Below are 23,550 nucleotides of genomic sequence, written 5' to 3'. Positions count from 1 at the left end.
TAATATAAAGGAGCTTTTAACATGATTACAAAAGAGCAGATGAAACAGGAAGTAACCGTTGAGGAAAGTATTGATAAGCTGGTCCAGAACGCGCAGACAGCATTAACCGAAATGCGGCAGTTAAATCAGGAGCAAATCGATAACATTGTAAAGGAAATGGCGCTTGCAGGATTAGATCAGCACATGGAGCTCGCAAAATTAGCTGTCGAGGAAACCGGCCGCGGCGTCTATGAGGATAAGATCATCAAAAATATCTTCGCCACCGAATATGTCTATCATAATATCAAGTATGATAAAACGATTGGTGTCATCAGCGAAGATGAGAAGGAAGGCATGATTGAAATAGCTGAACCAATTGGTGTGATAGCCGGTGTAACGCCTGTAACGAACCCGACTTCTACCACCTTATTTAAATCTATTATATCTATTAAAACAGGAAACCCGATCATCTTTGCCTTTCATCCATCTGCCCAAAAATGCAGCTCGGAAGCGGCAAGAGTCGTCCATGAAGCAGCTGTCAAAGCTGGTGCGCCAAGAAATTGTATTCAGTGGATTGAAAAGCCGTCTATTAAAGCAACGCAGGCACTCATGAAGCATAACGGCGTCGCAACCATTCTGGCAACTGGCGGACCGGGAATGGTGAAATCGGCATACAGCTCCGGAAAACCGGCATTAGGCGTAGGGGCCGGAAATGTTCCCTGCTATATCGAAAAGTCAGTCAATGTGAAACGTGCAGTTAATGATGTCATTCTATCTAAATCCTTTGATAACGGCATGATTTGTGCCTCTGAACAAGCAATCATCGTCGATAAAGAAATCTATGAGCAGGTAAAACAGGAAATGATAGATAACAACGTATATTTCTTAAACAAAGAGGAAAAAGCAAAGGTAGAAAAGCTGGTCATTAATGCGGACACCTGTGCCGTGAACTCTGTTATTGTTGGGATGAAAGCATCGAAAATTGCTGAGATGGCTGGTATTCAAGTTCCTCAGGATACGAAAATACTTGTTGCTGAATTAACCGGTGTGGGAGCCGAGCATCCGCTTTCCCGCGAGAAGCTGAGCCCCGTCTTAGCTGCTTATAAAGTAAACGGCACCGAAGAAGGGCTGCAGCGCGCGGAGGAAATGCTGGAATTTGGAGGTTTGGGACATTCTGCCGTACTTCATTCAGATAATCAAGAGATACAGGATGCTTTCGGTAAAAGGATGAAAGCAGGACGAATCATCTTAAATGCCCCATCTTCTCACGGAGCGATTGGCGATATCTATAATGCTTATATGCCATCACTGACACTTGGCTGCGGCTCATACGGCGGCAACTCTGTTTCCTCCAATGTAGGGGCAATGCATTTAATGAACATTAAAAAAATGGCGAGAAGGAATGTAAATATGCAATGGTTCAAGGTACCTCCTAAAATCTATTTCGAAAAAAATGCGGTTCAATATCTGGCGAAAATGCCAAATATATCTAAAGCTTTTATCGTTACCGATCCGATGATGGTGGAATTAGGCTATGTTGACAAGGTGCTCTATTATCTGCGCAGACGCCCGGATTATGTTCACTGTGAAATCTTCTCTGATGTAGAAGCAGACCCATCAAAGGATACCGTCATGCGCGGCGCAGCAGCAATCGATGCCTTTCACCCAGATGTCATTATTGCACTTGGAGGCGGGTCAGCAATGGATGCAGCTAAAGGAATGTGGCTGTTCCATGAACATCCAGACACAGAATTTAATGGCTTAAAACAAAAGTTTATGGATATTCGTAAGCGTGTCTATCAATATCCGAAGCTGGGTCAGCAGGCACAGTTTGTCGCGATTCCGACTACATCCGGAACAGGCTCTGAGGTGACTTCCTTCTCAGTAATTACCGATAAAGAGACCAATACAAAATATCCATTAGCAGATTATGAATTAACACCGGATGTAGCGATTATTGACCCGCAATTTGTCATGACGGTGCCAAAAACGGTTACAGCAGATACCGGAATGGACGTATTGACCCATGCGATTGAAGCTTATGTTTCAAATATGGCTAATGACTATACGGACGGACTGGCAATCAAAGCGATTCAGCTGGTGTTTGAATACCTGCCTCAAGCGTACCATGATGGCAGTAACGCTTTAGCAAGAGAAAAAATGCATAATGCTTCTACGATAGCCGGTATGGCATTCGCCAATGCGTTCTTAGGAATCAACCACAGCCTGGCCCATAAATTAGGAGCCCAATTCCATATTGCACATGGCCGCGCCAATGCTATTCTCTTGCCGCACGTGATTCGATATAATGCCAAGAAACCGACAAAATTCGTTTCATTCCCTAAATATGAGCATTTTATCGCTGACAAACGCTATGCAGAGATTGCACGTGTATTAGGGCTGCCAGCAGCAACAACAGAACAGGGAGTAGAAAGTCTTGTGCAGGCCATCTACCAATTAGCAGAAGAATTAAATATTCCGATGAGCATCGCGGAAAATGGTGTCGATGCCAAAGAATTTGAAGCGCAGGCAGATGACCTTGCCGACCGTGCCTTCGAGGATCAATGTACCACAGCGAATCCTAAATTGCCGCTTGTAACGGAATTGGCTGAGGTTTACCGCCAGGCGTATAAGGGATAGTTCATAGCAACAGATAAAGCATAAGAACGGTATAGCGAATAGAGCTATGCCGTTTTTTGTATGTTATAACATCTAAAAGTATGTTATATTATTAGATAATGATTTTCTAAATAAAACAGAAGAATTTATAAAGGAGGAAGGCGATGAAGGAAATCACAGAGTATATCAGTAAAAACCTGCAAACCATCCGCAAAGAACGGGGCTTAAGTTTAGATAAAACGGCAAAACTCACTGAAGTAAGTAAAGCCATGCTTGCACAAATCGAGCGCGGAGACTCTACCCCAACAGTAACCACACTCTGGAAAATTGCCAATGGTCTGAAAGTATCCTTTTCATCTCTGATCAGTCAACAGACAAATCCGATTAGAGTGGTTAAAAAACAAGACAGATATTTGGTTACCGAAGCAGAAAACCATTATAGAGTCCATGCAGCTGTACCTTTTTCCCCGGAAAAGCAATTTGAAGTTTTTATGGTTGAGCTGGACCCTGAAAATGAACATAAATCATCTCCTCACAATCCAGGTGTGGAAGAGCACGTATTTGTACAAGAGGGTCAATTAGAAATGGATATTGACGGTACTGTCGAAAAAATTGAAGAAGGAGAAGCAATTATTTTTGACGGGAATCAAAACCATATCTACAGAAATATTGGTGACAAGATACTTCACCTTCTTGTTTTAATCTATTATGCAAAATAAATAGTTTCCATTGTTTGAAAGCGAGTGAATGAAATATGTCTTTAAATGAACATCTATCTACGTTGAAATATGCCTTTCCAAAAACGTTGCCGATACTGGCAGGGTTTACTTTTTTAGGCATTGCTTATGGGGTTTACATGCATTCTTTAGGGTTTCCGCCAATCTATGCCATCCTCATGAGTGTTCTTATTTTCGCCGGTTCCATGGAATTTGTAGCCGGAAATCTGCTATTAGGGGCATTTAACCCATTCAGTGCATTTCTATTAACGCTAATGATTAATGCCAGACACCTTTTCTATGGTATCTCTATGTTAGATAAGTTCAAAGGAACCGGCAAGAAAAAAATGTATCTCATCTATGGGATGTGCGACGAATCCTTTGTTATTAACAATACCGCCCGCACACCTTCGGATATAAATAGCGGATGGTTTATGTTCTATGTCACCTTATTAAATCAAATCTATTGGGTCAGCGGCGCCACTGTCGGCAGTTTATTCAGTTCGCTGATTACCTTTAATACGGATGGTCTGGAATTCGTGATGACGGCCTTGTTCGTGGTTATCTTTTTAGACCAGTGGATGAAAGAGCGCAATCATATCAGCTCCCTCATCGGGATAGCCGCTTCCGTTTTATGTTTAATTCTATTTGGCACAGAAAACTTTATCATTCCTGCCATGCTTATCATCTTGATTTTTCTGAGCATCATTAAAAAGTTCATTACAAAAAATGAGGTGATTTCATCATGATGTCAATCACCCAGCAAATCATTATGATTGCTTGTGTAGTTGCAGGCACCTTGTTAACGAGATTCCTGCCGTTTATAATTTTTAAAGCAGATAAGCCTACGCCAAAATATATTAAATACTTAGGATACGTCTTACCGCCAGCTGTATTTGGATTATTGGTTGTTTATTCCTTAAAAGATGTGCAGGTTACATCATTAGAAGGCTTCCTGCCAGAGCTTCTGGCAATTGGGTTAATTATTGGCCTGCACTATTGGAAGCGGAGCATGCTGCTGTCTATTGCGGGCGGGACCATATTTTATATGTTTTTGGTACAGGTTGTTTTTTGATGTGAGAAAACGAGGGTTAAGTAAACATACCTTCTGCTTGATTATATTCGCATTTTAATTACTTATAGAGGATAGGCAGTAAGCACACATCACAAATAGCGTTTCACTGCATATCCTCTATTATTTTTGTTCTGCTTTATTCAAGGTTAGCATGCTTACCATACATCTTATGTGAATCCAACCCTTTTTTCTCCATACAGCGCAGAATCAAGGCATCATAAAATAATAAGGATGTTTGTTCAAAAAGAGAGCCCATCGGCTGAATCGTCTTATAATCGCCTTCAGACTGATCTTTCGTTACCCCTGGTAATTCAATCGTAATATCAGCTAACTCACCAATAGTGGATTGAGGAGAAATGGTTACAGCCGCAACAATTCCTCCAAGGCTTTTTGCTTTCTCAGCAATAGCTCCTAATGTTTTCGTTTCCCCTGAGCCTGATCCGATGATTAATAAATCATCCTTCTCTAAATTAGCCGTTACCGTCTCCCCTACTGCATATGCTTCCAGACCCATATGCATCATTCGCATGACAAGGGATTTCGCCATGAATCCGGATCTTCCTGCACCAGCCACAAAAACCTTCTCGGATGCTAATATCTGATTTACTAATTTCTCCGTTTCTAAATCAGAAATAAGTTCTGCTGTTTGACTAAGTTCTTGAACAATGTTGGTTAAATATTGGGTTGTTTTCATCTTTACATTACCCTTGCAACATTAATTCTTTCATTTCGCTTGCAGCAGCTTTTTTATCTTCTTTACTTGTGATTCCTCCGCCTACGATAACTAAATCTGGCTGATGCTTCACGACTTCAGCAAGTGTTTCTAATTTGATTCCGCCTGCAATCGCTGTTTTTGCATTCTTGACAACGCTCTTGATGGTGTGCAGATCTTCAAAGGAATTTTGCCCTACAGCTTGCAGATCATATCCTGTATGAACGCAAATATAATCCGCACCGAGTTCATCCAGCTCTTTTGCACGCGTTTCGATATCTTTTACAGCAATCATATCCACCAGGATTTGTTTGCCCTGCTTTTTCGCTTCTTCTACAGCGCCTTTAATGGACTCATCCTCTGCAGCACCAAGAATGGTGATAATATCCGCACCGGCAGCAGAAGCTTGGCTTACCTCGTATCCAGCCGCATCCATAATTTTTAAGTCTGCTAATACTGTTAAGTCAGGAAAAGCAGCCTTTACTTCCTTCACCGCTTTTAGTCCTTCATTAATCACGACAGGTGTTCCAATCTCTACCACATCGACATGCTCTTCTACCTCTTTTATTAAATCAATTGCTCCTGGAATATCGACAAGATCTAGCGCTAATTGTAATTTCATTATTTTCGCTCCCTCATTTTCTAAATTTATTGTGCTAAATGGTTTTTAGAAGGCAAGCTCGCATTACCGCTTCAAACCCTATTTACGCATCAGCATGTCATCAAGTATACTGAGTATATCTAGAAATGAGAAGTACGCACTTTTACCGCATATAGTGCTAAAAAGTATACCATTGAAGGAAATAAAGCAGAGGTGAAGGAAATGCCGAATTTAGGAGAGAAAACTTTTAATTGTGAAAAGGAATTAACACTTGCGGTCATTGGCGGGAAGTGGAAAATGCTGATTTTATGGCATCTGGGCAAGGAAGGGACAAAACGTTTTGGTGAATTAAAGGCGCTGATGCCCGGGATTACCCAAAGAATGCTTGTTAATCAATTACGCGAGCTGGAAGACCATTTAATCGTTCACCGTGAAGTATATCCCGTTGTTCCGCCCAAAGTAGAGTATTCTCTTACAGAGCACGGCGAAAAGCTGTTGCCGATTTTAGATGCAATGTATGAATGGGGCAAGGATTATATTGAGAATGTGTTAGAAAAAGAGGATCAGACCGCTATGAAATAGATACATTCTTGTTAACATGCTATGTGGTAATTATTTTTTATCACGCTTCATTTACAGCAAATGTATGCCCAAGCCTTGAACAGCGATAATCGTTCAAGGCTTTTTATGCGCTTCATTATTTTAGCCCTTTTGCAATAAACTCGAAAAAGGACTAAAATAATCAAATAGACACTTAACCAATCCATGACAATACACATTGCGTCGACAAATTTGTTTAACTGCCCTTTTTCCGGCAGAAAATACGACTGTAATTTACATACATAAGGTGATGCATACAATGACAGAAACGATTCGTAAACCATGGTTGTTCATTTTAACGATTGGGCTTGGAACACTGCTCAATCCGTTAAACTCATCGATGATTTCAGTGGCATTAACACGATTACAGAATGAATTTACATTAACCTTCGCGGATGCTTCCTGGCTGATTTCTATCTTTTACCTCGCAAGCGCAGCGGGGCAGCCTGTCATGGGCAAATTGAGTGATATGTTTGGTCCGAAAAAGCTGTTTATGGCCGGGCTCATTATCGTAGCAGCCGCATCGATATTAGCTTCCTTTTCACCAAACTACCCGTTTCTATTGGGCTGCCGTGCCTTGCAGGCGATTGGGAGTTCGACTTTATTCCCCAGCGGCATGAGTATGGTTCGGACACATATTACAAAAGGACAAGGGAAAGCATTGGCTGTATTATCGATCTTTGCTTCCACATCTGCTGCTTTCGGTCCTTCTATTGGCGGATTTTTAGTGGCATCTTGGAATTGGCATTCCATTTTCCTGATTAATTTTCCGTTTATTATTTTATCTTTTTTGCTGACTCTTTTTATTTTACCAAATACAGGGCAAGGAGAATTTGAGGCAAAACGGATTGATTTCAGCGGCATCCTTCTCTTTATTATTGCGATTGTAGGATTGATTCTGTTCTTGCTTTCGCTGGATCAGAACATTCGCTGGTGGGCATTATTGCTCTTCCTATCTGCTGCTGTCGGCTTTTACTTTTTCGAGCTTAAGCAGGAAGAACCCTTTATTGATGTCAAAGGGTTAACAAAAAATCGCTATGTTTCTTTTATTTACTTACAATTCATGAGTATTAACCTGATACATTATTGTTTCTTTTTTGGATTTCCAACTTATCTGCAGCAGGTTCGTGAATATAGCGAGCAGCATACGGGCGTAATTATGTTGTCACTGGCAGGATTCGGTGTCATTGTTTCGCCCTTAGCCGGCCGTCTGATTGATAAATACGGTTCTAAACTGCCGATGGTTATCGGTGCATTATTACTTTTGGGCGGTACGGGACTGCTTTTAACGTACAATGATGCATCCGCTTTAATCTGGCTGCTTATTATTATGGCTGTCCTTGGCATGAGTAATGGATTTAATAATATCTCTGCACAAACAGCACTTTATGAACACGTGGATCCAGAGGACACGGGATCCGCTTCCGGGTTATTTCAAACCAGCCGCTATTTGGGTTCAATTTTATCCTCCAGCCTCCTTGGTTTAACATTTAATCGTCATTTAGATACAGAGCACCTGCATCTCGTTGCAATGATTTGTTTTGCCTTTTGTATAGTTGTCGTGGCTCTGGCGTTTAAGCTTCCGGGGAAATTGCGGGGTAAGGACGCATAGGGAAAACAGCAATCCTCTATTTTAAAATAATGGAGGTTTGCTGTTTTTAACCTTATCTGCTTCATTCACAGCGAATGTCCAGGCTTCTTTCTTTAATCATTCTGCTTAGGAAGTAATTGATAAAAATAGTAATATGCCAATTTTAAATGCACTTCCTCTGATATCTTTTGATTTCTTTTCCTTGTTTTTTGGTGACACTACGAACGTTACGAGACTTGAATAAACCTGCACTTTGTGTATAATGGAAATTAACTTCATTATATAAGAATGTTTTCTAGGGTTCCGCAATGCGAATTGGTCTGGTCCGAGAGAAAACTCACAGCCTGAGCTGTGCCACGGAAGGACAAAAGCCTGGGAGAGACTGTTTATACAGTTGTCTCCCAGGCTTTTTTGTTTTTTATTGGGAAGAATAAACGCGGAGGTGTTATCTACATGAATATGGTGTGGTTACAAGTAATTATCGCAGCAGTTATTGAAGTTTTTTGGGTGATTGGACTAAAGCATGCCTATGATTTTTGGACTTGGACAGGGACAATTATCGCGATCATTCTCAGCTTCTATTTAATGATCATGGCTGGGAAGAAGCTTCCTGTTGGAACGGTTTATGCTGTTTTTGTCGGACTGGGAACAGCAGGAACAACATTTGCAGATATTGCTTTCTTCGGAGAGCCGTTTCAGTTCATAAAGATTCTTTTGATTGCCATTTTATTGACTGGTGTCATTGGTTTGAAGTTAGTAACGAAAGACAAAGAGACAGAAGGAGCTGAATCGTAATGGCCTGGACTTCATTAATTATCGCTGGATTATTCGAAGTAGTTGGTGTAACGATGATAAACAAGCTGCATAAAGATCGTAATTGGCAGGCATTGGTCTTGCTCGTTCTTGGTTTTGGAGCCAGCTTCTTTTTCCTTTCGTACGCTATGGAAACATTGCCTATGGGGACTGCTTATGCGGTATGGACTGGTATCGGCGCCTCTGGCGGGGCAATAGCAGGAATGCTTTTTTATAATGAACCAAAGGAATGGAAGCGAATGGTGTGTATCGCCATGGTTTTAGGAGCGGCTGTCGGGTTAAAATTATTTTCGTAATGCATCTCTAAAAAATAATTTTCACTGCTTATATCAATTTATTGGTTATTAAATCTATATTCAAACTTAAATAATGCAGCCTCACTGCTTGCTCAAATATCAAAGAAGGAAGTAGTGAGGCTTTCGTTTTATCAACAAATTTAAAGCCAATTAAATTTGTTGATACAGCTCCCTTTTTTGATTAACTTCCTGTCTTCTAAAGTGAATAAAAGAAATTGAACAAGCCAGAAAGCATGTCCCCGCTAAAAAAATAAATGCATGCTTCATGGATAAATGCTCATAAATACTCCCGCTAATTATTGGAAAAATTGTCATTCCCAGCGCATAGACAGCTTGAAAGAAGCCCATTGCAGTAGAACGCTTTTGGTCAGGAATCGACTGCATAGCACTGGAGGTCAGGAGCGAGAACAAAATTCCAGTACCTAATCCCGGTATCAGTTGTAAAAGGCAAACAAGCAAGATAGAATTTGTCTGGGGAACCAGTACACAGTAAATGCCGAGGAAGAGAAAGCTGAAACAAATCCATAACTTCATAGACATCATTGCCAGGAATTTAGTCGAAGCCAATCTGGCAAAAACGACTGCTGACAGCATATAAATAATAGACGACATACCAATAACTAGATTGGAGCCGCCCAGCTCCTGAACAATCTGGTTTGTAAAGGACATGGTGGTAGACATTTGCACACCCTGCTGCACTAATGCCAAGAAGGAAAAAAGAACTAAGCTTTTATTTGCAGTCACCTTTATTAATTCCCTGAAGGAAACGTTATTTGTGTGATGAGATGGTTTGGTTGATTGAAGAAAGAAAGCGAGTACAAAACCAATCAGTCCTGCAGCTAAACTGAAGGCACAAATCATCATCATGCCGACTTTATCATAGAGAAGCGTGCTGGTTACAAAACCAAGCAGCATGCCGGCATTGTTAGCCATAATAATTCTGCTGGTGGCGCGTATCTGATCCTTTTGGTTAAAAAAGCTCATATAAAGAATCATAAAAGAAATCCAGGTGGCGCTTGCAGTTCCTGATAAAATATTCCCAAGGAAAAAACCAATATCATCCGGCAGTAAAACCCTGCTTAGCGAGGCGCCGCCCGCAAATAAAGATCCAAGTATGATAAACAGCTTGTGATTGCTGCTAAGATCAGCCAAAATACCTACTGGCAGCCGGAGCATAAGCTGTGAAATGCCATATGCACCAATAATCATACCTACCAGATTACTAGAAATATTTACCATAATTAAGTAGGTCGTTTGATAGGGAATGTAAACATATTGCGCGAACCAGAAACAGACAACAACCCATAAAATTAACGATGCCTGCTTTTTTTGTGCATTATTCATCTTTTCATTACTCCTTCTATTTTCCAGTGAAATGTTGGGGAATTCAAGGTTTACGCAGCATATAATCAGGCCTTTTTCTCCTGTTTTTTTAGCGGTTTCCCGATTCGTTTCCCCTGCATTTCTAACTGCTTTAAAACAAAGATTTTTCAGTACAATCTCTATTTTCAAAGTTCTAATGCAGTATCATATCCTAAGATTAAAATTTGCACAAGCATCATTTATTTCTTCATTTTTTCAGAAAAAAAGATTTAAAAATCGCTTGCATCGAAAATGAAAGCGTGTTAGTATATTTGCAAAGCTTCATACTGGAATACATTTGACGTGTTACTGATAATGCAGGCAAGATCAAGTGTACACTTTAATAATCATGGGAAAGCTGTGTTTTCCCCTTGAGATTATTTGTGTGCGTTTGGTCTTTTTTTGTGTCAATATGTGTTCTTCATATTTTATCCGTTGGCCAGTGGATTAATTTTTAGCGAGGGAGAAAAAACATGAACTATCAACAGGTGGCACAGGAAATTTTAAACAACGTGGGTGGAAAGGAAAACGTTTCTGGATTAACCCACTGCTATACACGTTTGCGTTTTACGTTATATGACACAAAAAAAGCAAACAAGGCGAATTTAGAAAAGATGGACGAGGTTATCTCGGTTGTCGAGAATAGCGGCCAGTATCAGGTTGTGATTGGAAATAAGGTGGCGGAAGTACATGATCAAATTCAACTTCTTCTGGGTGATTTAAATAAAGCGGTAAATAAAGAAGAGAATAAAGGGTCTATCGGAAGTCGAATCTTAAATACATTTACATCCATATTTATTCCGATTATCCCGGCAATTGCTGCATCCGGCATGCTGAAAGGAATTCTGGCTCTTGCGATTATGATTGCAGCTTATTATTGGAATGTGGATATTAAAGAATACAATACGTACCGGATATTAGATGCCACCTCCAATGCTTTATTTTACTTCTTCCCGATTATGATTGGTTATGTAGCGGCGAAAGTATTTAAGGCAAATGAATTAATTGCAATGGTACTGGCAGCAACGCTATGCTACCCGGATCTGGTTGATTTAATGACAAGCGGTTCAGCCGTTACGTTTTTAGGAGTTAATGTCACATTAGCAGACTACACCTCAACGGTTATCCCGATCATTATTGCTGTATTTATCATGGCATATGTTCAGCGCTTTTTTGAACGCATTACCCCCGAGGTTTTAAAAATTATTATGGTGCCAACCTTCACGCTATTAGTGATGGTACCAGCGACATTAATTATTTTTGGACCTATCGGCATTCACTTAGGTAACTTCATCAATTGGCTATACTATATCATTATGGATATCAGTCCAACCTTATTAGGTGCTTTTATTGGCGGAATCTGGTGTGTGCTTGTTATATTCGGTGCTCACAAAGCCATTCTGCCAATTGGAATTAATGATGTGGCCCAAACTGGTCAGCAGAATCTTTTAGCATTTGCAGGTGCTGCTAACTTTTCTCAGGCAGGAGCTGCTGCAGGTGTACTTTTAAAAACGAAAAATAAGAAATTAAAAACGTTATCTGCAACGGCAACCGTAACAGCACTTTTCGGAATTACCGAGCCAGCCATTTACGGGGTTAATCTTCGTCTGAAAAAACCGATGATTTATGCAGTAATCAGCGGAGCGATAGGCGGCGGTCTGATGGGCTGGGGCGGATCCTATGGCACAGCCTTTGCCAACCAGGGTTTTTTAACCATCCCGGTCTATATTGAAGCAGGGACAAAAGCATTCTTATGTTATATTATTGGTATTGCGATTGCCTTCTTTGGGGCTGCAGCGATGACGATGTTATTTGGTTTTAAGGATATTCCTGAAGAAGAGGATGCTTCGGATGAAGGCCTTGGAGACAGCGAGGAGGAAGCTCCAAGGACAGGAACAGACACAGAAATAACTATTCCTTCGCCAGTCCAGGGAAAGCTGATTCCATTATCTGAAGTAAAAGATGAAGTTTTCTCATCAGGCGCATTAGGAGAAGGAGCAGCAGTTTATCCAACAACCGGTGAAGTGGCAGCGCCAGCCGACTGTAAAGTATCTGTTCTCTACCCGACATTGCACGCTATCGGGCTGCAGCTGGAAAATGGCGCTGAATTATTAATTCATATCGGCTTTAATACCGTTGAATTAAATGGAGAAGGATTTGAAGCCCATGTGAGCGCCGGTGATGAGATACGCAAAGGGACCAAAATTGTCTCGTTTAATATAGAAGAAATTGAAGCAAAAGGCTATGATCTCACCACCCCAATGGTTGTCACCAATTCTTCGCAGTTGCAAGGTGTTTCCATTGTAGAAAGCAATACGGATAGAACTGTTTGATAAAAAATAATTAAATAATATATAGGAGTGACGATAATGAAAAATTATTTCAGCAAAGATTTCTGGTGGGGAGCCTCCTCCTCCGCCTTCCAAATTGAAGGAGCATGGGACAAAGATGGCAAAGGTAAAACGGTAGCGGATTACAATGCATTCCAAAAATCAGATGTACAAGCAGATACCAGAGTTGCCAGTGATTTCTACCATAACTATAAAGAAGATATTCTTTTAATGAAGGAACTTGGTTTAAAAGCTTACCGTTTCTCTATTTCCTGGGCGAGAATTATTCCAGATGGAGATGGAGAAGTGAATCAAAAGGGGATTGATTTCTACAACAATGTGATTGATTTCTTATTAGAGAATGATATTATTCCATTTGTGACGCTGTACCACTTTGACCTGCCATTTGCTCTGGTTGAAAAGTACAATGGCTGGGAAAGCCGTGATTGTGCTTTTGCTTTTGAAAAGTATGCAAAAACCTGTTTTGAAGCTTTCGGCGATCGTGTAAAGCATTGGCAGGTGCATAATGAACAAAATCTAATGATTCGTGTTAATATTCGCATGAATATGTATGATGTGCCAAGTGAACAGGCTGAAAAAGTGAGAGCACAAATGGATTATCATATGTTTCTAGCGCATGCGCTTGCTACGAACGCTTGCCGTGAAATGCTTCCAGATGGACAAATCGGACCGGCTGTATCCTCCACCATGACATATCCAAGCTCCAATCGGCCGGAAGATGTGTGGGCAGCCAGAATGAACGATAATTTCAAAACCAATTATGCCTTAGAAATGTATTGTTTCGGAGAGTATCCGGGATACTATAAAGAATATCTGAAGAAATGTGATATTTATCCAGAAACACAGCCAGAGGACGAAGAAATTCTCAAAGCATCGAAGCCGGATTATATCGCCGTAAACTATTACCGTACGCTGGTAGCCAGCTATCTGCCTGCCGATGATGCTCATCCATTCGGAACAAAGGAAAATGATATTGATTTCGACTTATATGGATACTTTAAAATTGAAAAGAACCCAAATCTCGAAGTAACAGATTATGGGATTCAAGTAGATCCAACCGGCTTAAGACTTTTACTAAATGATTATTATGAAAAGTATCGTTTACCGATGATTATCACAGAAAACGGCTTAGGAACTGGCGATCAGCTAACAGAAGATGGTAAAATACATGATGATTACCGGATTGAATACTTAAAAGATCATATTGCCGCATGTAATGATGCCATTTCAGATGGTGTCGAGCTGTTTGGGTATTCCCCATGGTCTGTAATGGACTTGCTAAGCTCCCGTCAAGGCTTTATGAAGCGTTATGGTCTGGTTTATATAGACAGAGAAGATTTTGATCTCAAAGAATTGCGTCGAATTAAGAAGGACAGTTTTTACTGGTATCAAGATGTTATTAAAAATAATGGATTAAATTAATCAGCAAAGGAATAGGAACGTAGCCATGCAGATCGTAAAAGTGATGAACAATTCCTTAGTATTAGCAATCAATGATTCAGGAAATGAATACATCTTAATGGGCAAGGGAATCGGATATAAGAAATCAATTGGCTGCCAGATTCAAGATTCTGAAATAGAGAAAACATTTATCCTAAAAGACAAAACCATTTTGAAGAACTTTATACAGCTGGCAAGTGAGCTGGATGATAGGTATTTTAATCTTGTAAAAGAAATCATTGAATTTGCCACAAAAGAATACGATATGGAAGTGATGGATTATTTATACCTGTCACTGTCTGACCATATTTCTTTTGTTGTCCGCAGATTTCATGAAGGAAACCTTGGAGAGAAATTTACCTATGTGGAGGTTGTGAAATATTATCCAAAGGAATATGCAGTTGGCAGATTCGCAGTAAACCTGATCAATCAAACAATGGGAATAGATCTTCCTGAAAGTGAAGCCTCTGCCATTGGAATGCATTTTGTCAATGCACGTTTAAATTCAGAATCCTATCATGAGGAAGCGCAAATTGCCAAGCTGATCGATCATATTGAAGCAATCGTTCAAAGAAAAGCGAATGCCCATTTCGATAAAGCAAGCCTTTCTTATACAAGATTTATTACGCATCTAAAGTTTTTTGCTGAGAGAATCATCAAAAATCAAATTTTTAAAGACACCGATACTGACATCCTGTTTGATCAATTGAGCCAATCAATGCAGCTGGAGAATAAGATTATTGAAAGCATTACACATTTTGTGAGACAAAAATATGCGATTGATCTGACTAGGCAGGAGAAGCTTTACTTAATCATTCATATTAATCGGATACTAAGAGATGATCCCAATAAATCATAACTGCTGTTATTAAAATCTCCTCGAGGCTTCTGCCTTGAGGAGATTTTAATATTATGGGATGAATATTAACAGGTATCGAGTACCCTGTTCTTGAATTTAACTATTTATAAATTCCCCTAAATTCATGCTAAAATCGCCTTTAACACCAGCTTATACTTATCCTTATTTACTTTACACACACTTACTTTTGACAATAGCAATGATTCCGCTTGTAACTTCTTTAATTGCTTCTATTCCCACTCTTTCCTCATCCGTATGTGCATAAATCGAATTTCCTGGACCAAAATACAATGTATCGGTAGCATATTTTGCAAGCGTACCGCCTTCTCCCCAGCCTCCAAATACATCAACTTCTAATTTTCTATCGAGCGCTTTCTCCAGTAACGCCTTAAGTTGAAGAAATTTTTCTGAACTGCTATCTATTTCCATCGGCGTGCAATCCACTAAGATGTTCGTTTGATAACGGAATACTGGATAAGTATCCTTTAGCCTTTTTGCTACAATATCAATTTCTTCTTGAAAATCATTTATGGTTTCATTGGGCAAGTATCTTTTATCAATCACAATCCTGCAATTCGCTGGTACACTATTCGCTTGTTTACCAGCTTCTATCGCCCCAACATTCATTTTTGCTTCGCCTAACAGCGGATGGGAATTCCTTTTGAATTTTTCCTCTGTATACTTCTGAAATGCCTGTATAAATGCAGACGCCATATAAATTGCATTTTCACCAAGCTCAGGCATGCTGGAATGAGCGCTTTTACCAATAAATTCTACTTCTATCCAAGCATTACCCTTTTGCGCTACCATTAGGGTTTGATTGGTTGGTTCCGAGATAATGCCTATATCACAGCTTGGCAACAAGCCTCTTTCAAAAGCAGATACGGTTTGCTGTGCGTATGTCTCCTCATCCGTAGAATACATTAAGTAAACATCGCCTTTAACCTGATGGTCACAGGCATACTTAAATGCAGCGTAATTGCTTGCACTTCCTGCCTTCATATCACATGAACCGCGGCCGTATATTTCACCGTCTTTTTCAATTGGGTTTAAGGGGTCTTGTACTCCATCTAAAGATACGGTATCCAGATGTCCTTGCAATAATAAATGATACCCTTCTCCATTTTTATGATGTGCGATCAAATATGGATTTTCCGTATGGCCATCTACTATTTGAACCTCTGCGTCAGTCTCTTCTTTAATTTTGTGATACATAAACGCTATTATTTTCTGTTTTCCTTCTACGGAAAAGGATTCCATGCGAATAAATTCCTTTGTTAATTCAACAGCTACGTCCTCGTACACCCTTATCCCTCCTATCCATTTTATATTACAGGTAAATGCACCTTATATTTTCAGCTTATTATTTTTGTAGTCAGACCTAATAGCTTTTACCGCTGACCAAATCAGAAAAACATTAACAAAAAATAATGGCACGCCAAATAAGGAGGTCATCGATTGCATGATGCCTAATATATTCAGCTCTTCCACCGCATTTTCTAAATATAGTATGGTCACAGGCAATACCATAAAAATACACCCCCATAGCACTTTAAACCATTTATTCGGTTCCTCATTTACTTGCAGATTTTTAGATGTAATCATTGCTACCATTGTTGATACACTCGTTGCACTGGTCGCAAGGTTAAAAAAGACTAATACGATAAATACAATGATTGCTATCGTTGAAACAGGCATTGTTTTTAGTACAGCAAGGGTGGCTGCATTATTGCCCTCTGTTACTGCAATCTCTGAGAAATTCGCAATATTATTTACTTCTAATCCCATACCGTAATTCCCTAATATACCAAATGACAACCAGCAGGCTAACGGTAAACAGACGGTAACCCCTATTGCTATCTGTCTAAATGTTCTTCCATAAGATATTCTTGCTACCCATAAACCGATAGAAATAGATAAACTTAAATACCACGCCCAATAAAAGATTGTCCAATTCTGAATAAACCCTGTCTGGGCAACTGCATCCGTATAAAAACTCATCTTAACAAAGTTTGTAATATTCGTACCTACAGCCATCACAACATTATTTAAAATAAATGACTTCGGCCCTACGATAAAGACAAACAAGAAAAACGCAAGCGCTAAATAAATATTAAAATTACTAATTTTCGCCATACCTTTAGCAATTGATTTTGATGTAGCGGCAATAAAAAATGCGCAAAATGCAAAGATAATCGTAATTCTTAATGTAAGTGTATTATCTACGTTAAATAAGTCACCGATAAGCTCTCCTATAACGGAAGTTCCCAGTCCTACAGTTATTAACAAACCACCTACAAAACAAAATGTTACGACTCCATCAATGATGAGCTTGAATAAGGAATTTTTCGTCTTTTCTTTACCCAGTACTTCCGAGCATGCTTCTGAAATTTTCATGGATTTACCCTTACGATTCCAGAGCATATACCCGATTGCTAAAGATGCCGGCAAGTAAAATGCAGAGGCTGAAAATCCCCAGTGAAACATTCCATAGGCGGATGCCATTTCATATGCTTCCACAGATCTGGGCTCTATCCCAAATGGAGTGGATTCGACATAAAACATCCACTCTACAATACCGAAAATAAGTATTCCTGCGGCTAATGCGGAGGTAATAATCATTGATATCCAAGTAAAACCTTTATAATGAGGTTTCGCATCTTCTCCGCCCAATCGGATATTTCCGTATTTTGAAATTATTATAAATATAACAAATATCGTACATCCAAATCCGATTAACAAAAATGCCCATGCAAAATCTGTTGTCATCATATGAAAAAAATCATTAATTATCTTGGATGTTCCATCTGGCCAAAATACAATTGGCACAACAACACACATCAACAAGGTAATCGTTAAAGCTATTAATTTAATATCTACCTTCTTACTCAAAAGCAATTCCTCCATATTTTCTTCGTTATGTTACAGGAAGACTCTCTAAAAAAGATTAACCCTAGCAATTCTTATAAGCTCTAAGCGTATACTTCTACTCTGGGATCATTACTGTGTCTCATCGCTATATAGTTAGATACAGATAATAAAAAGATATCCTCCTTATTATGCGGTTGAGCTTGATCCGCATTATGTAAAAATCATTCAGCTGGATGATAAGCATTAAATCTATTTTTCATTGTGAAAAATAACATTGATTGACGTTATTCAGCTGCTTTTTATATAAAAACGCCCATTTGGAGAAATTGTCCAAATGAACGTAACTCTTGATATAGTTGTTTATTAACGTTTTGAGAACTGAGGGAGGCAGTAGAATCAAGGCTTGCAGGTGTTTTTGTATGCTACTTGTATGTTACGTGGAATTATCCACAGGTTTTATAAAGTAATTGAAATAACATTAGGAATACTTTTTTGCCTTTAGTTGTATTTGAATTTTAAGTTTGTTCTTTGATAGACACTTGAATATCACTGCATGAATTTATTAATAAGACGGAATTAATTTCAAAAAAACCTTTATTTTACCCCTATTTTGTTACGATTCACCGTAATATATCTAAATGAAGTTTAATACAGATTTTCTTTTAAAATCTAATTTTGTTAAAAGTGTATTTGCTTGAAACAATTATGGTTTTTTACTGTGGCATTTTAAAAGATTAAAATGGTAAGTCCAACTCTGGCATTGGCACTGTTGGTTGTTTTGGGAACAATGATTTGATATTTAAGACTTCTTGCTGGTTATCATAAATATGTTTTTTTAAACTTCTATACTCTTTGAGATTCATTGAGTACAATCTTGCATTACCGTAATCAGTTACTTCTTCTACATCAATAATTTTACGCTGAGCCATTTTAGTTAATACCGAGCTGTATCTCTCACTTAAATAATTTTCTAACTTATTCTTTTCTTCCCATTTTTGAATTGTTGAAATGGTATCATCAGACATCCATCTTGCCCCAAAAGTTTGATTTTCTTCTTCAACAACAAAGATAAAGAACAATTGTTCATCCTTATCAAATTCCATTTCATCAAAAATATTAGTTTTTGATAAATTTGTTCCTGCTAAATTACGACTTATATCTTCATCAAAATCAACCCCCTCCAACAAACTGCTTACCTCTTTTGTGATAAAGTGTCGGATTTTCCTAGGATCATAAGTTCCATATAATCCACGCTCGTTATCTGATAAATATTCTCTATATTTTTGAACTAACTTTCTCTCATTAATCAATTCTTCTGGTACAGGATTATCTATAAAGAAGATACCTACCCCTCTATGATGTTCTTCATAAAAAACGTTAATTTCCTCAACAGTACCAGACTTATTATTTGGAGTTCTTGTACCAATTCTATTTCCAAATATAGCAATTAAAATATCGCTAGATTTTACTATCTCTTCATTAATTATAGCCTGACCACTCTTATTGACCGCGTATGAAGCTGTTGAATTATTCTCCCATCTGATAGGCATTAAAACTATGTTTTTCGTATCACTATGTTCGTTATTCCAATCTAAAATCAATTGTTCAACTTCATTCCGTTGCACATGAACATCACCAGGTGAAGCTATAAAAATTTTAATTAATTTTACTGACTTCATTGAAAACCCAACCCCCTTTAATTGTTTTAACAATGCAGGAATTACCAAAGTCTTAAGAAGAACAGTCATGGGATTATTAGAAATGATGCCTGCACAATATATGCCTGCAAATATTTATTTAGAAAGGTTCGATATAATCATATCTAGTTACCTTTTGGCAGCAACTAAAATTTTAAAAACTGTACCATCTTAATGTAGAGTAGAACAAAAAAGACAGCTTTTCATTTATATCTTTATTTTTAATAGTCATCATTTTCGCCGATTATTTTAATCAATGCTGCAACAGATTGAATTGAAATGAGGCACATTATTGCTTCTGTTTTTGTTGCTCCCCTATCATGTGTTAGTTGATTCCCCAAGTCTACTGCAGCCCTTGCAAATTTCCTTGCTTTCTCTGATGTGTCTTTTAATTCATATTTTAAAAAAGCTTCTAGCATACGTTTTGTATCTGTCTTGCTGGCTTCAACCCCATCTAGCGTGGGGTGTTTATCCTTAACATAAACTTGTTGAGCAATGGTAATCAGTGTTTCCCGACCAATCATTCCAATTGCTTGAAACTGCTCCTCTGTTCGTGCAGCTTCTAATCTAGTTTTCATTTCGTTTATCGCTCTATCAACACGTTCCCATCCGGTTGGTTGATATTCCTCCATATACAAATCACTTGAAGCAAACCTACTATATCGTGTAAATAAATTGTATCTTAACTTGGAGACTTCTTCATTTCTTTTAAATAAGTCCAACGCACAAAGTTCCTTTATGATTGTAAATTGTTGCATCCCATTAAAAGTTATTAGATTTTTATATAAAGCTGTCCTTTTATTGGGAACAATACTTCCAAACTTACCAAAGTCAGGACTTATGATTGGTATGTTTACATTAAATTCAACGGCATAAGTATTGCAGTATTTGATAATTTGAGATCCGCTTAATCCATTACTTGTATCACCTAGAACGTCAGCAGCATGAGAAATAAAAACTTGGTCAATTTTTTCAGTTTCCATCGTAACCTCCACAAACTAAAATTAAGGTATTTATTTAATCAATTTCTTTGTGTATGGCAGCATTTCTTCAATCTTCTCCACAATACGCTTTTGTTCTTCGAGTGGAGGGAGAGGAATTAATAACTGACTTAATGTAGTTGCATTCACATTTGGCTGTCCAGTTCCCATAGAACCAGCTTTTAATTGATTCCAATAAAGTGGACTGTCCATGAAGTTTTTCAAGTACTTTTCATTGATTTTATCAACCGGGATTGCTCTAATTAAATATGAGGCAAATACTGCTTTATCTGATAATAAATCAACAATGTAGGTCTTACCAATTGTCCCCCCTGTACGAGCTATCAAAATATCTCTATTGTTTAAATCATATTTAGCATAATCTGTATCTTTAATATTACAATATGGAACATCTTCCCAATTAACAAAATCGTTCTGTATGTCAGTTATTCTAAGTAGTTTAGCATCGCCTTTTTCCTTGGCAGAAGCTGTATATCCATAATGGATTCTCTCACTTACCTCCCCTAATCTCACCCACTTCCAACTCTCAGGTATCTCAAATGGTATCTCTTCTTCCACAATCTCGGGAAGTGCTTTTGTTTTCTTAATTTCCCCTTCTTCAATGAGTTTTTTCTTCTCTGCTTGAATGCTTTGGTACAGTTCTTCCGCAGTACCTTCTTCATCCCGTTGTTCCACTAGTTTCCCTTGAATCGCATATTGCAAAATAGACTTTTGCATATCTTCCGGGAAATTCTTGTTAAGTTCTATCACCTCTGTATAGGCTTTATCATATTCTTCTATGTAAGGCATTAGTTTTTCAATTTTTGCAACGATACGTTTTTGTTCTTCTATTGGAGGGAGAGGAAATATCGCCAATTGACCATCTGTCGTTCCTAATCTAGGCATTTTAACCCCATATGAGCACTTAACAGTATAATAAATGAAATAAGGACTCATTAGAACAGTTTGTGCATATCGGTTATATATATTTTCTCCAAAATCTAACGGTAAAATTTCTGATGTTGAATAACCATCTTCGTCAGCTATAATGACTTTGTTTAAGTATGGCCGTAGTTTACTGTATAAGACGTCTCCTCTGTAAAATACGTGTTTATTGCTCATTGATTTCGTATCTCTCATTCTTTTTTTATTAAGAATTTTACCGGAGTCTCTTTCAATGTCTTCTAAATCCAAGAGCCAAGCGTCATGGGGAATATCTTTTGTTGCTACCGAATTACACTTTCCATAGTTGGACAAATAACCTAATCTTACCCATTCCCAATTCTCAGGTATGTCAAATGGCTTCTCATCTTCTGTTATTTCCGGCAGCGCTTTTTGTTTTCTAATCTTCTTCTCTTTAATCAATGCTTCTTTTTCGGCTTCAATTTGTTTCAGTAGTTCTTCCGCAGTTCCTTCTTCTTCCCGCTGTTCCACTAATTTCCCTTGAATCGCTAATTGTAGAATACTATTTTTCAAATCTAGTCCATTCATTTAATTACCTCCGAGACATGCGGTAATTTGTTTTAGTACATGATCAATTTCGGCATTTAATGATGCTCGTTTTTCTTGGTATTCCTGAATCAAATCCATTGGTTCAAGAATGATTTCTTCTGCTTGGGGAAAACCGCATAAATCAATATTGTAGTTCTTTGCCTCAATCTCGCCAATGGCAAATTTCTTCGCTTTTGGAAAACCATCTGCCTCAATTTCTTCTCTGCTCCCCCACCAGTCCATTGCTTCGTTAAAATGCTCCAGCTTCATTGGCCTTGTTTTCGAGAAATTTTTATACCCCTCTGGCATATCTAGCCGATAAAACCATGTCTCATTCGTTGACCCTGTATTATCGAAAAATAAAATATTCGTTCTAATGGACGTATATGGTGCGAATACACTGTGTGGCATTCGTATCACTGTATGTACATTAAATTCACTAAATAATTTCTTTTTTATATTGAATTTGGCATTATCCGTCCCAAATAAGAATCCATCTGGTAAAATAACTGCTGCTCGCCCATTTTTCTTTAACCGATACATAATCACATTCATAAATAAATCGGCTGTTTCAGAGCTTCTAAGTTCCATCGGGAAATTCACTTTGACACTTTCTTTTTCACTTCCCCCGTATGGCGGATTCATTAAGATCACATCATAAGCTTCCATCTTTCGCAAATCTCTATAGTTGATTTCTAACGAATTCCCATGAAGAACATTTGGGTCATCAATATCATGGATTAACATATTTGTAACACATAACATATGTGGCAATGATTTCTTTTCTACACCATGAACAGATTCATTATACAATTCTTTATTTTCAAGGGAATTATCGATTTGTTTGTCCAATGAATTTAAGGCAGAGGTTAAGAAACCACCCGTACCACAAGCAAAATCAGCAATTTTTTCACCTAATACTGGTTTAGTTACTTCTACCATAAAGTCCGTGACTGCCCTTGGTGTATAGAACTCACCAGCATTTCCAGCGCTTTGTAAATCTTTCAAGAATGATTCATAAATAGCGCCAAATTCATGTCGCTCTCTATATTCTGTAAAGTCAATTTCATCGATAATATTCACAACTTGACGAAGTAATACACCATCTTTTTGATAGTTATTGGCATCCTCAAACGCTGCTTTTACAATAATTTGACTCATTGGCGTATCTGCATCTACTTCTAACCCTTTAAGAGTAGGAAATAATTTATTATTTACAAAGTCTAGTAAAGCATCTCCTGTTAACGCTTCTCCATCTTTACGATCTACTGCCCAATTTCGCCATTTAAATGTTTCTGGAATGATTGATTGATATTCATCTTCATAAAGTTCCCATGCCTCTTCTTTTGCATCATATATCTTTAAAAATAGAATCCACACGATTTGCTCGATTCTCTGGGCATCACCATTAACACCCGAATCATTACGCATAACGTTTTGAATTCTTTTTACAAAATTATTCATTGCCATCATGTATACCTGCCTTGTTTGTCTGTT

Annotated in this window: 20 protein-coding genes and 1 riboswitch; of the genes, 11 read left to right on the top strand and 9 right to left on the bottom strand. The window is 38.3% G+C overall.

Annotation, left to right across the window (positions count from 1 at the left end; all coding sequences use genetic code 11):
* The first annotated feature begins 21 nt into the window (after positions 1-21).
* From adhE to ACW0TQ_RS21305, 4 genes are all read left to right on the top strand, one after another.
* Entirely contained in the window at positions 22-2,619 is a 2,598-nt protein-coding gene (adhE, locus tag ACW0TQ_RS21320; RefSeq protein ID WP_256705491.1) for a bifunctional acetaldehyde-CoA/alcohol dehydrogenase, read from the top strand.
* Positions 2,620-2,762: 143 nt separating this feature from the next.
* Complete coding sequence (locus tag ACW0TQ_RS21315) at positions 2,763-3,317, top strand: helix-turn-helix domain-containing protein (protein ID WP_256705490.1); 555 nt, start codon at positions 2,763-2,765, stop codon at positions 3,315-3,317.
* Positions 3,318-3,352: 35 nt separating this feature from the next.
* On the top strand, positions 3,353-4,063 hold the full coding sequence (locus tag ACW0TQ_RS21310; RefSeq protein ID WP_256705489.1) for an AzlC family ABC transporter permease: 711 nt from the start codon (positions 3,353-3,355) through the stop codon (positions 4,061-4,063).
* Positions 4,063-4,389 carry a branched-chain amino acid transporter permease gene (locus ACW0TQ_RS21305; RefSeq protein ID WP_212928891.1) on the top strand — a complete coding sequence of 109 codons (327 nt, stop codon included), beginning with the start codon at positions 4,063-4,065 and terminating at the stop codon, positions 4,387-4,389. The genes ACW0TQ_RS21310 and ACW0TQ_RS21305 overlap by 1 nt, the downstream gene beginning before the upstream one ends.
* Before the next feature lie 136 nt (positions 4,390-4,525).
* Here ACW0TQ_RS21305 and hxlB read toward each other — a convergent pair whose 3' ends face one another.
* The gene (hxlB, locus tag ACW0TQ_RS21300; RefSeq protein ID WP_193064199.1) at positions 4,526-5,083 is read right to left on the bottom strand and encodes a 6-phospho-3-hexuloisomerase; all 558 of its coding nucleotides are present in this window, start codon (positions 5,081-5,083) and stop codon (positions 4,526-4,528) included.
* Between the two features lie 7 nt (positions 5,084-5,090).
* Positions 5,091-5,723: a 3-hexulose-6-phosphate synthase gene (gene hxlA / locus ACW0TQ_RS21295; RefSeq protein ID WP_193064198.1), complete on the bottom strand. Its 633-nt coding sequence runs from the start codon at positions 5,721-5,723 to the stop codon at positions 5,091-5,093.
* Between the two features lie 201 nt (positions 5,724-5,924).
* On the opposite strand from hxlA, the gene hxlR reads away from it, so the two are divergent.
* From hxlR to ACW0TQ_RS21275, 4 genes are all read left to right on the top strand, one after another.
* Complete coding sequence (hxlR, locus tag ACW0TQ_RS21290) at positions 5,925-6,284, top strand: transcriptional activator HxlR (protein ID WP_256705488.1); 360 nt, start codon at positions 5,925-5,927, stop codon at positions 6,282-6,284.
* 277 nt (positions 6,285-6,561) lie between these two features.
* Positions 6,562-7,914, top strand: coding sequence for an MFS transporter (locus ACW0TQ_RS21285; protein WP_455726005.1), 1,353 nt, complete (start codon positions 6,562-6,564; stop codon positions 7,912-7,914).
* Positions 7,915-8,177: 263 nt separating this feature from the next.
* A riboswitch (guanidine-I (ykkC/yxkD leader) is annotated at positions 8,178-8,274 on the top strand.
* 72 nt (positions 8,275-8,346) lie between these two features.
* Positions 8,347-8,688 (top strand): DMT family transporter, encoded by a 342-nt coding sequence (locus ACW0TQ_RS21280; protein ID WP_276540060.1) that lies wholly within the window; start codon positions 8,347-8,349, stop codon positions 8,686-8,688.
* Positions 8,688-9,002 (top strand): DMT family transporter, encoded by a 315-nt coding sequence (locus tag ACW0TQ_RS21275; RefSeq protein ID WP_042530860.1) that lies wholly within the window; start codon positions 8,688-8,690, stop codon positions 9,000-9,002. The genes ACW0TQ_RS21280 and ACW0TQ_RS21275 overlap by 1 nt, the downstream gene beginning before the upstream one ends.
* A gap of 150 nt (positions 9,003-9,152) precedes the next feature.
* On the opposite strand, the gene ACW0TQ_RS21270 is transcribed toward ACW0TQ_RS21275, so the two are convergent.
* Positions 9,153-10,346, bottom strand: coding sequence for an MFS transporter (locus tag ACW0TQ_RS21270; protein WP_256705486.1), 1,194 nt, complete (start codon positions 10,344-10,346; stop codon positions 9,153-9,155).
* Positions 10,347-10,837: 491 nt separating this feature from the next.
* Between ACW0TQ_RS21270 and ACW0TQ_RS21265 the strand changes: the two genes are divergently transcribed.
* Genes ACW0TQ_RS21265 through ACW0TQ_RS21255 form a run of 3 tightly spaced genes read left to right on the top strand, consistent with a single transcriptional unit; the run spans position 10,838 to position 15,014 of the window.
* Complete coding sequence (locus ACW0TQ_RS21265) at positions 10,838-12,697, top strand: beta-glucoside-specific PTS transporter subunit IIABC (RefSeq protein ID WP_455726004.1); 1,860 nt, start codon at positions 10,838-10,840, stop codon at positions 12,695-12,697.
* 36 nt (positions 12,698-12,733) lie between these two features.
* Complete coding sequence (locus ACW0TQ_RS21260) at positions 12,734-14,137, top strand: glycoside hydrolase family 1 protein (protein WP_256705484.1); 1,404 nt, start codon at positions 12,734-12,736, stop codon at positions 14,135-14,137.
* 25 nt (positions 14,138-14,162) lie between these two features.
* On the top strand, positions 14,163-15,014 hold the full coding sequence (locus ACW0TQ_RS21255) for a PRD domain-containing protein (RefSeq protein ID WP_339181445.1): 852 nt from the start codon (positions 14,163-14,165) through the stop codon (positions 15,012-15,014).
* Between the two features lie 171 nt (positions 15,015-15,185).
* On the opposite strand, the gene ACW0TQ_RS21250 is transcribed toward ACW0TQ_RS21255, so the two are convergent.
* The 6 genes from ACW0TQ_RS21250 to ACW0TQ_RS21225 all read right to left on the bottom strand — a co-directional run bounded on the left by ACW0TQ_RS21250 (position 15,186) and on the right by ACW0TQ_RS21225 (position 23,526).
* Positions 15,186-16,319, bottom strand: a complete 1,134-nt coding sequence (locus ACW0TQ_RS21250) for a M20 family metallopeptidase (protein WP_455726003.1) — start codon at positions 16,317-16,319, stop codon at positions 15,186-15,188.
* 42 nt (positions 16,320-16,361) lie between these two features.
* Complete coding sequence (locus ACW0TQ_RS21245; RefSeq protein ID WP_455726002.1) at positions 16,362-17,906, bottom strand: BCCT family transporter; 1,545 nt, start codon at positions 17,904-17,906, stop codon at positions 16,362-16,364.
* Positions 17,907-18,619: 713 nt separating this feature from the next.
* Positions 18,620-19,564 (bottom strand): DUF4062 domain-containing protein, encoded by a 945-nt coding sequence (locus tag ACW0TQ_RS21240; protein WP_455726001.1) that lies wholly within the window; start codon positions 19,562-19,564, stop codon positions 18,620-18,622.
* Positions 19,565-19,803: 239 nt separating this feature from the next.
* Positions 19,804-20,565: a hypothetical protein gene (locus tag ACW0TQ_RS21235; protein ID WP_455726000.1), complete on the bottom strand. Its 762-nt coding sequence runs from the start codon at positions 20,563-20,565 to the stop codon at positions 19,804-19,806.
* A 30-nt stretch (positions 20,566-20,595) separates the two neighbouring features.
* A complete protein-coding gene (locus ACW0TQ_RS21230) occupies positions 20,596-22,053 on the bottom strand; it encodes a restriction endonuclease subunit S (protein WP_455725999.1) in 1,458 nt (485 codons plus the stop codon).
* The gene (locus ACW0TQ_RS21225; RefSeq protein ID WP_455725998.1) at positions 22,054-23,526 is read right to left on the bottom strand and encodes a class I SAM-dependent DNA methyltransferase; all 1,473 of its coding nucleotides are present in this window, start codon (positions 23,524-23,526) and stop codon (positions 22,054-22,056) included.
* Between the last annotated feature and the right edge of the window lie 24 nt (positions 23,527-23,550).

Source organism: Oceanobacillus sp. M60 (assembly GCF_053839645.1).
Note: the sequence above shows the minus strand (reverse complement) of the source record. Positions and strands in the feature narration are given on the sequence as shown.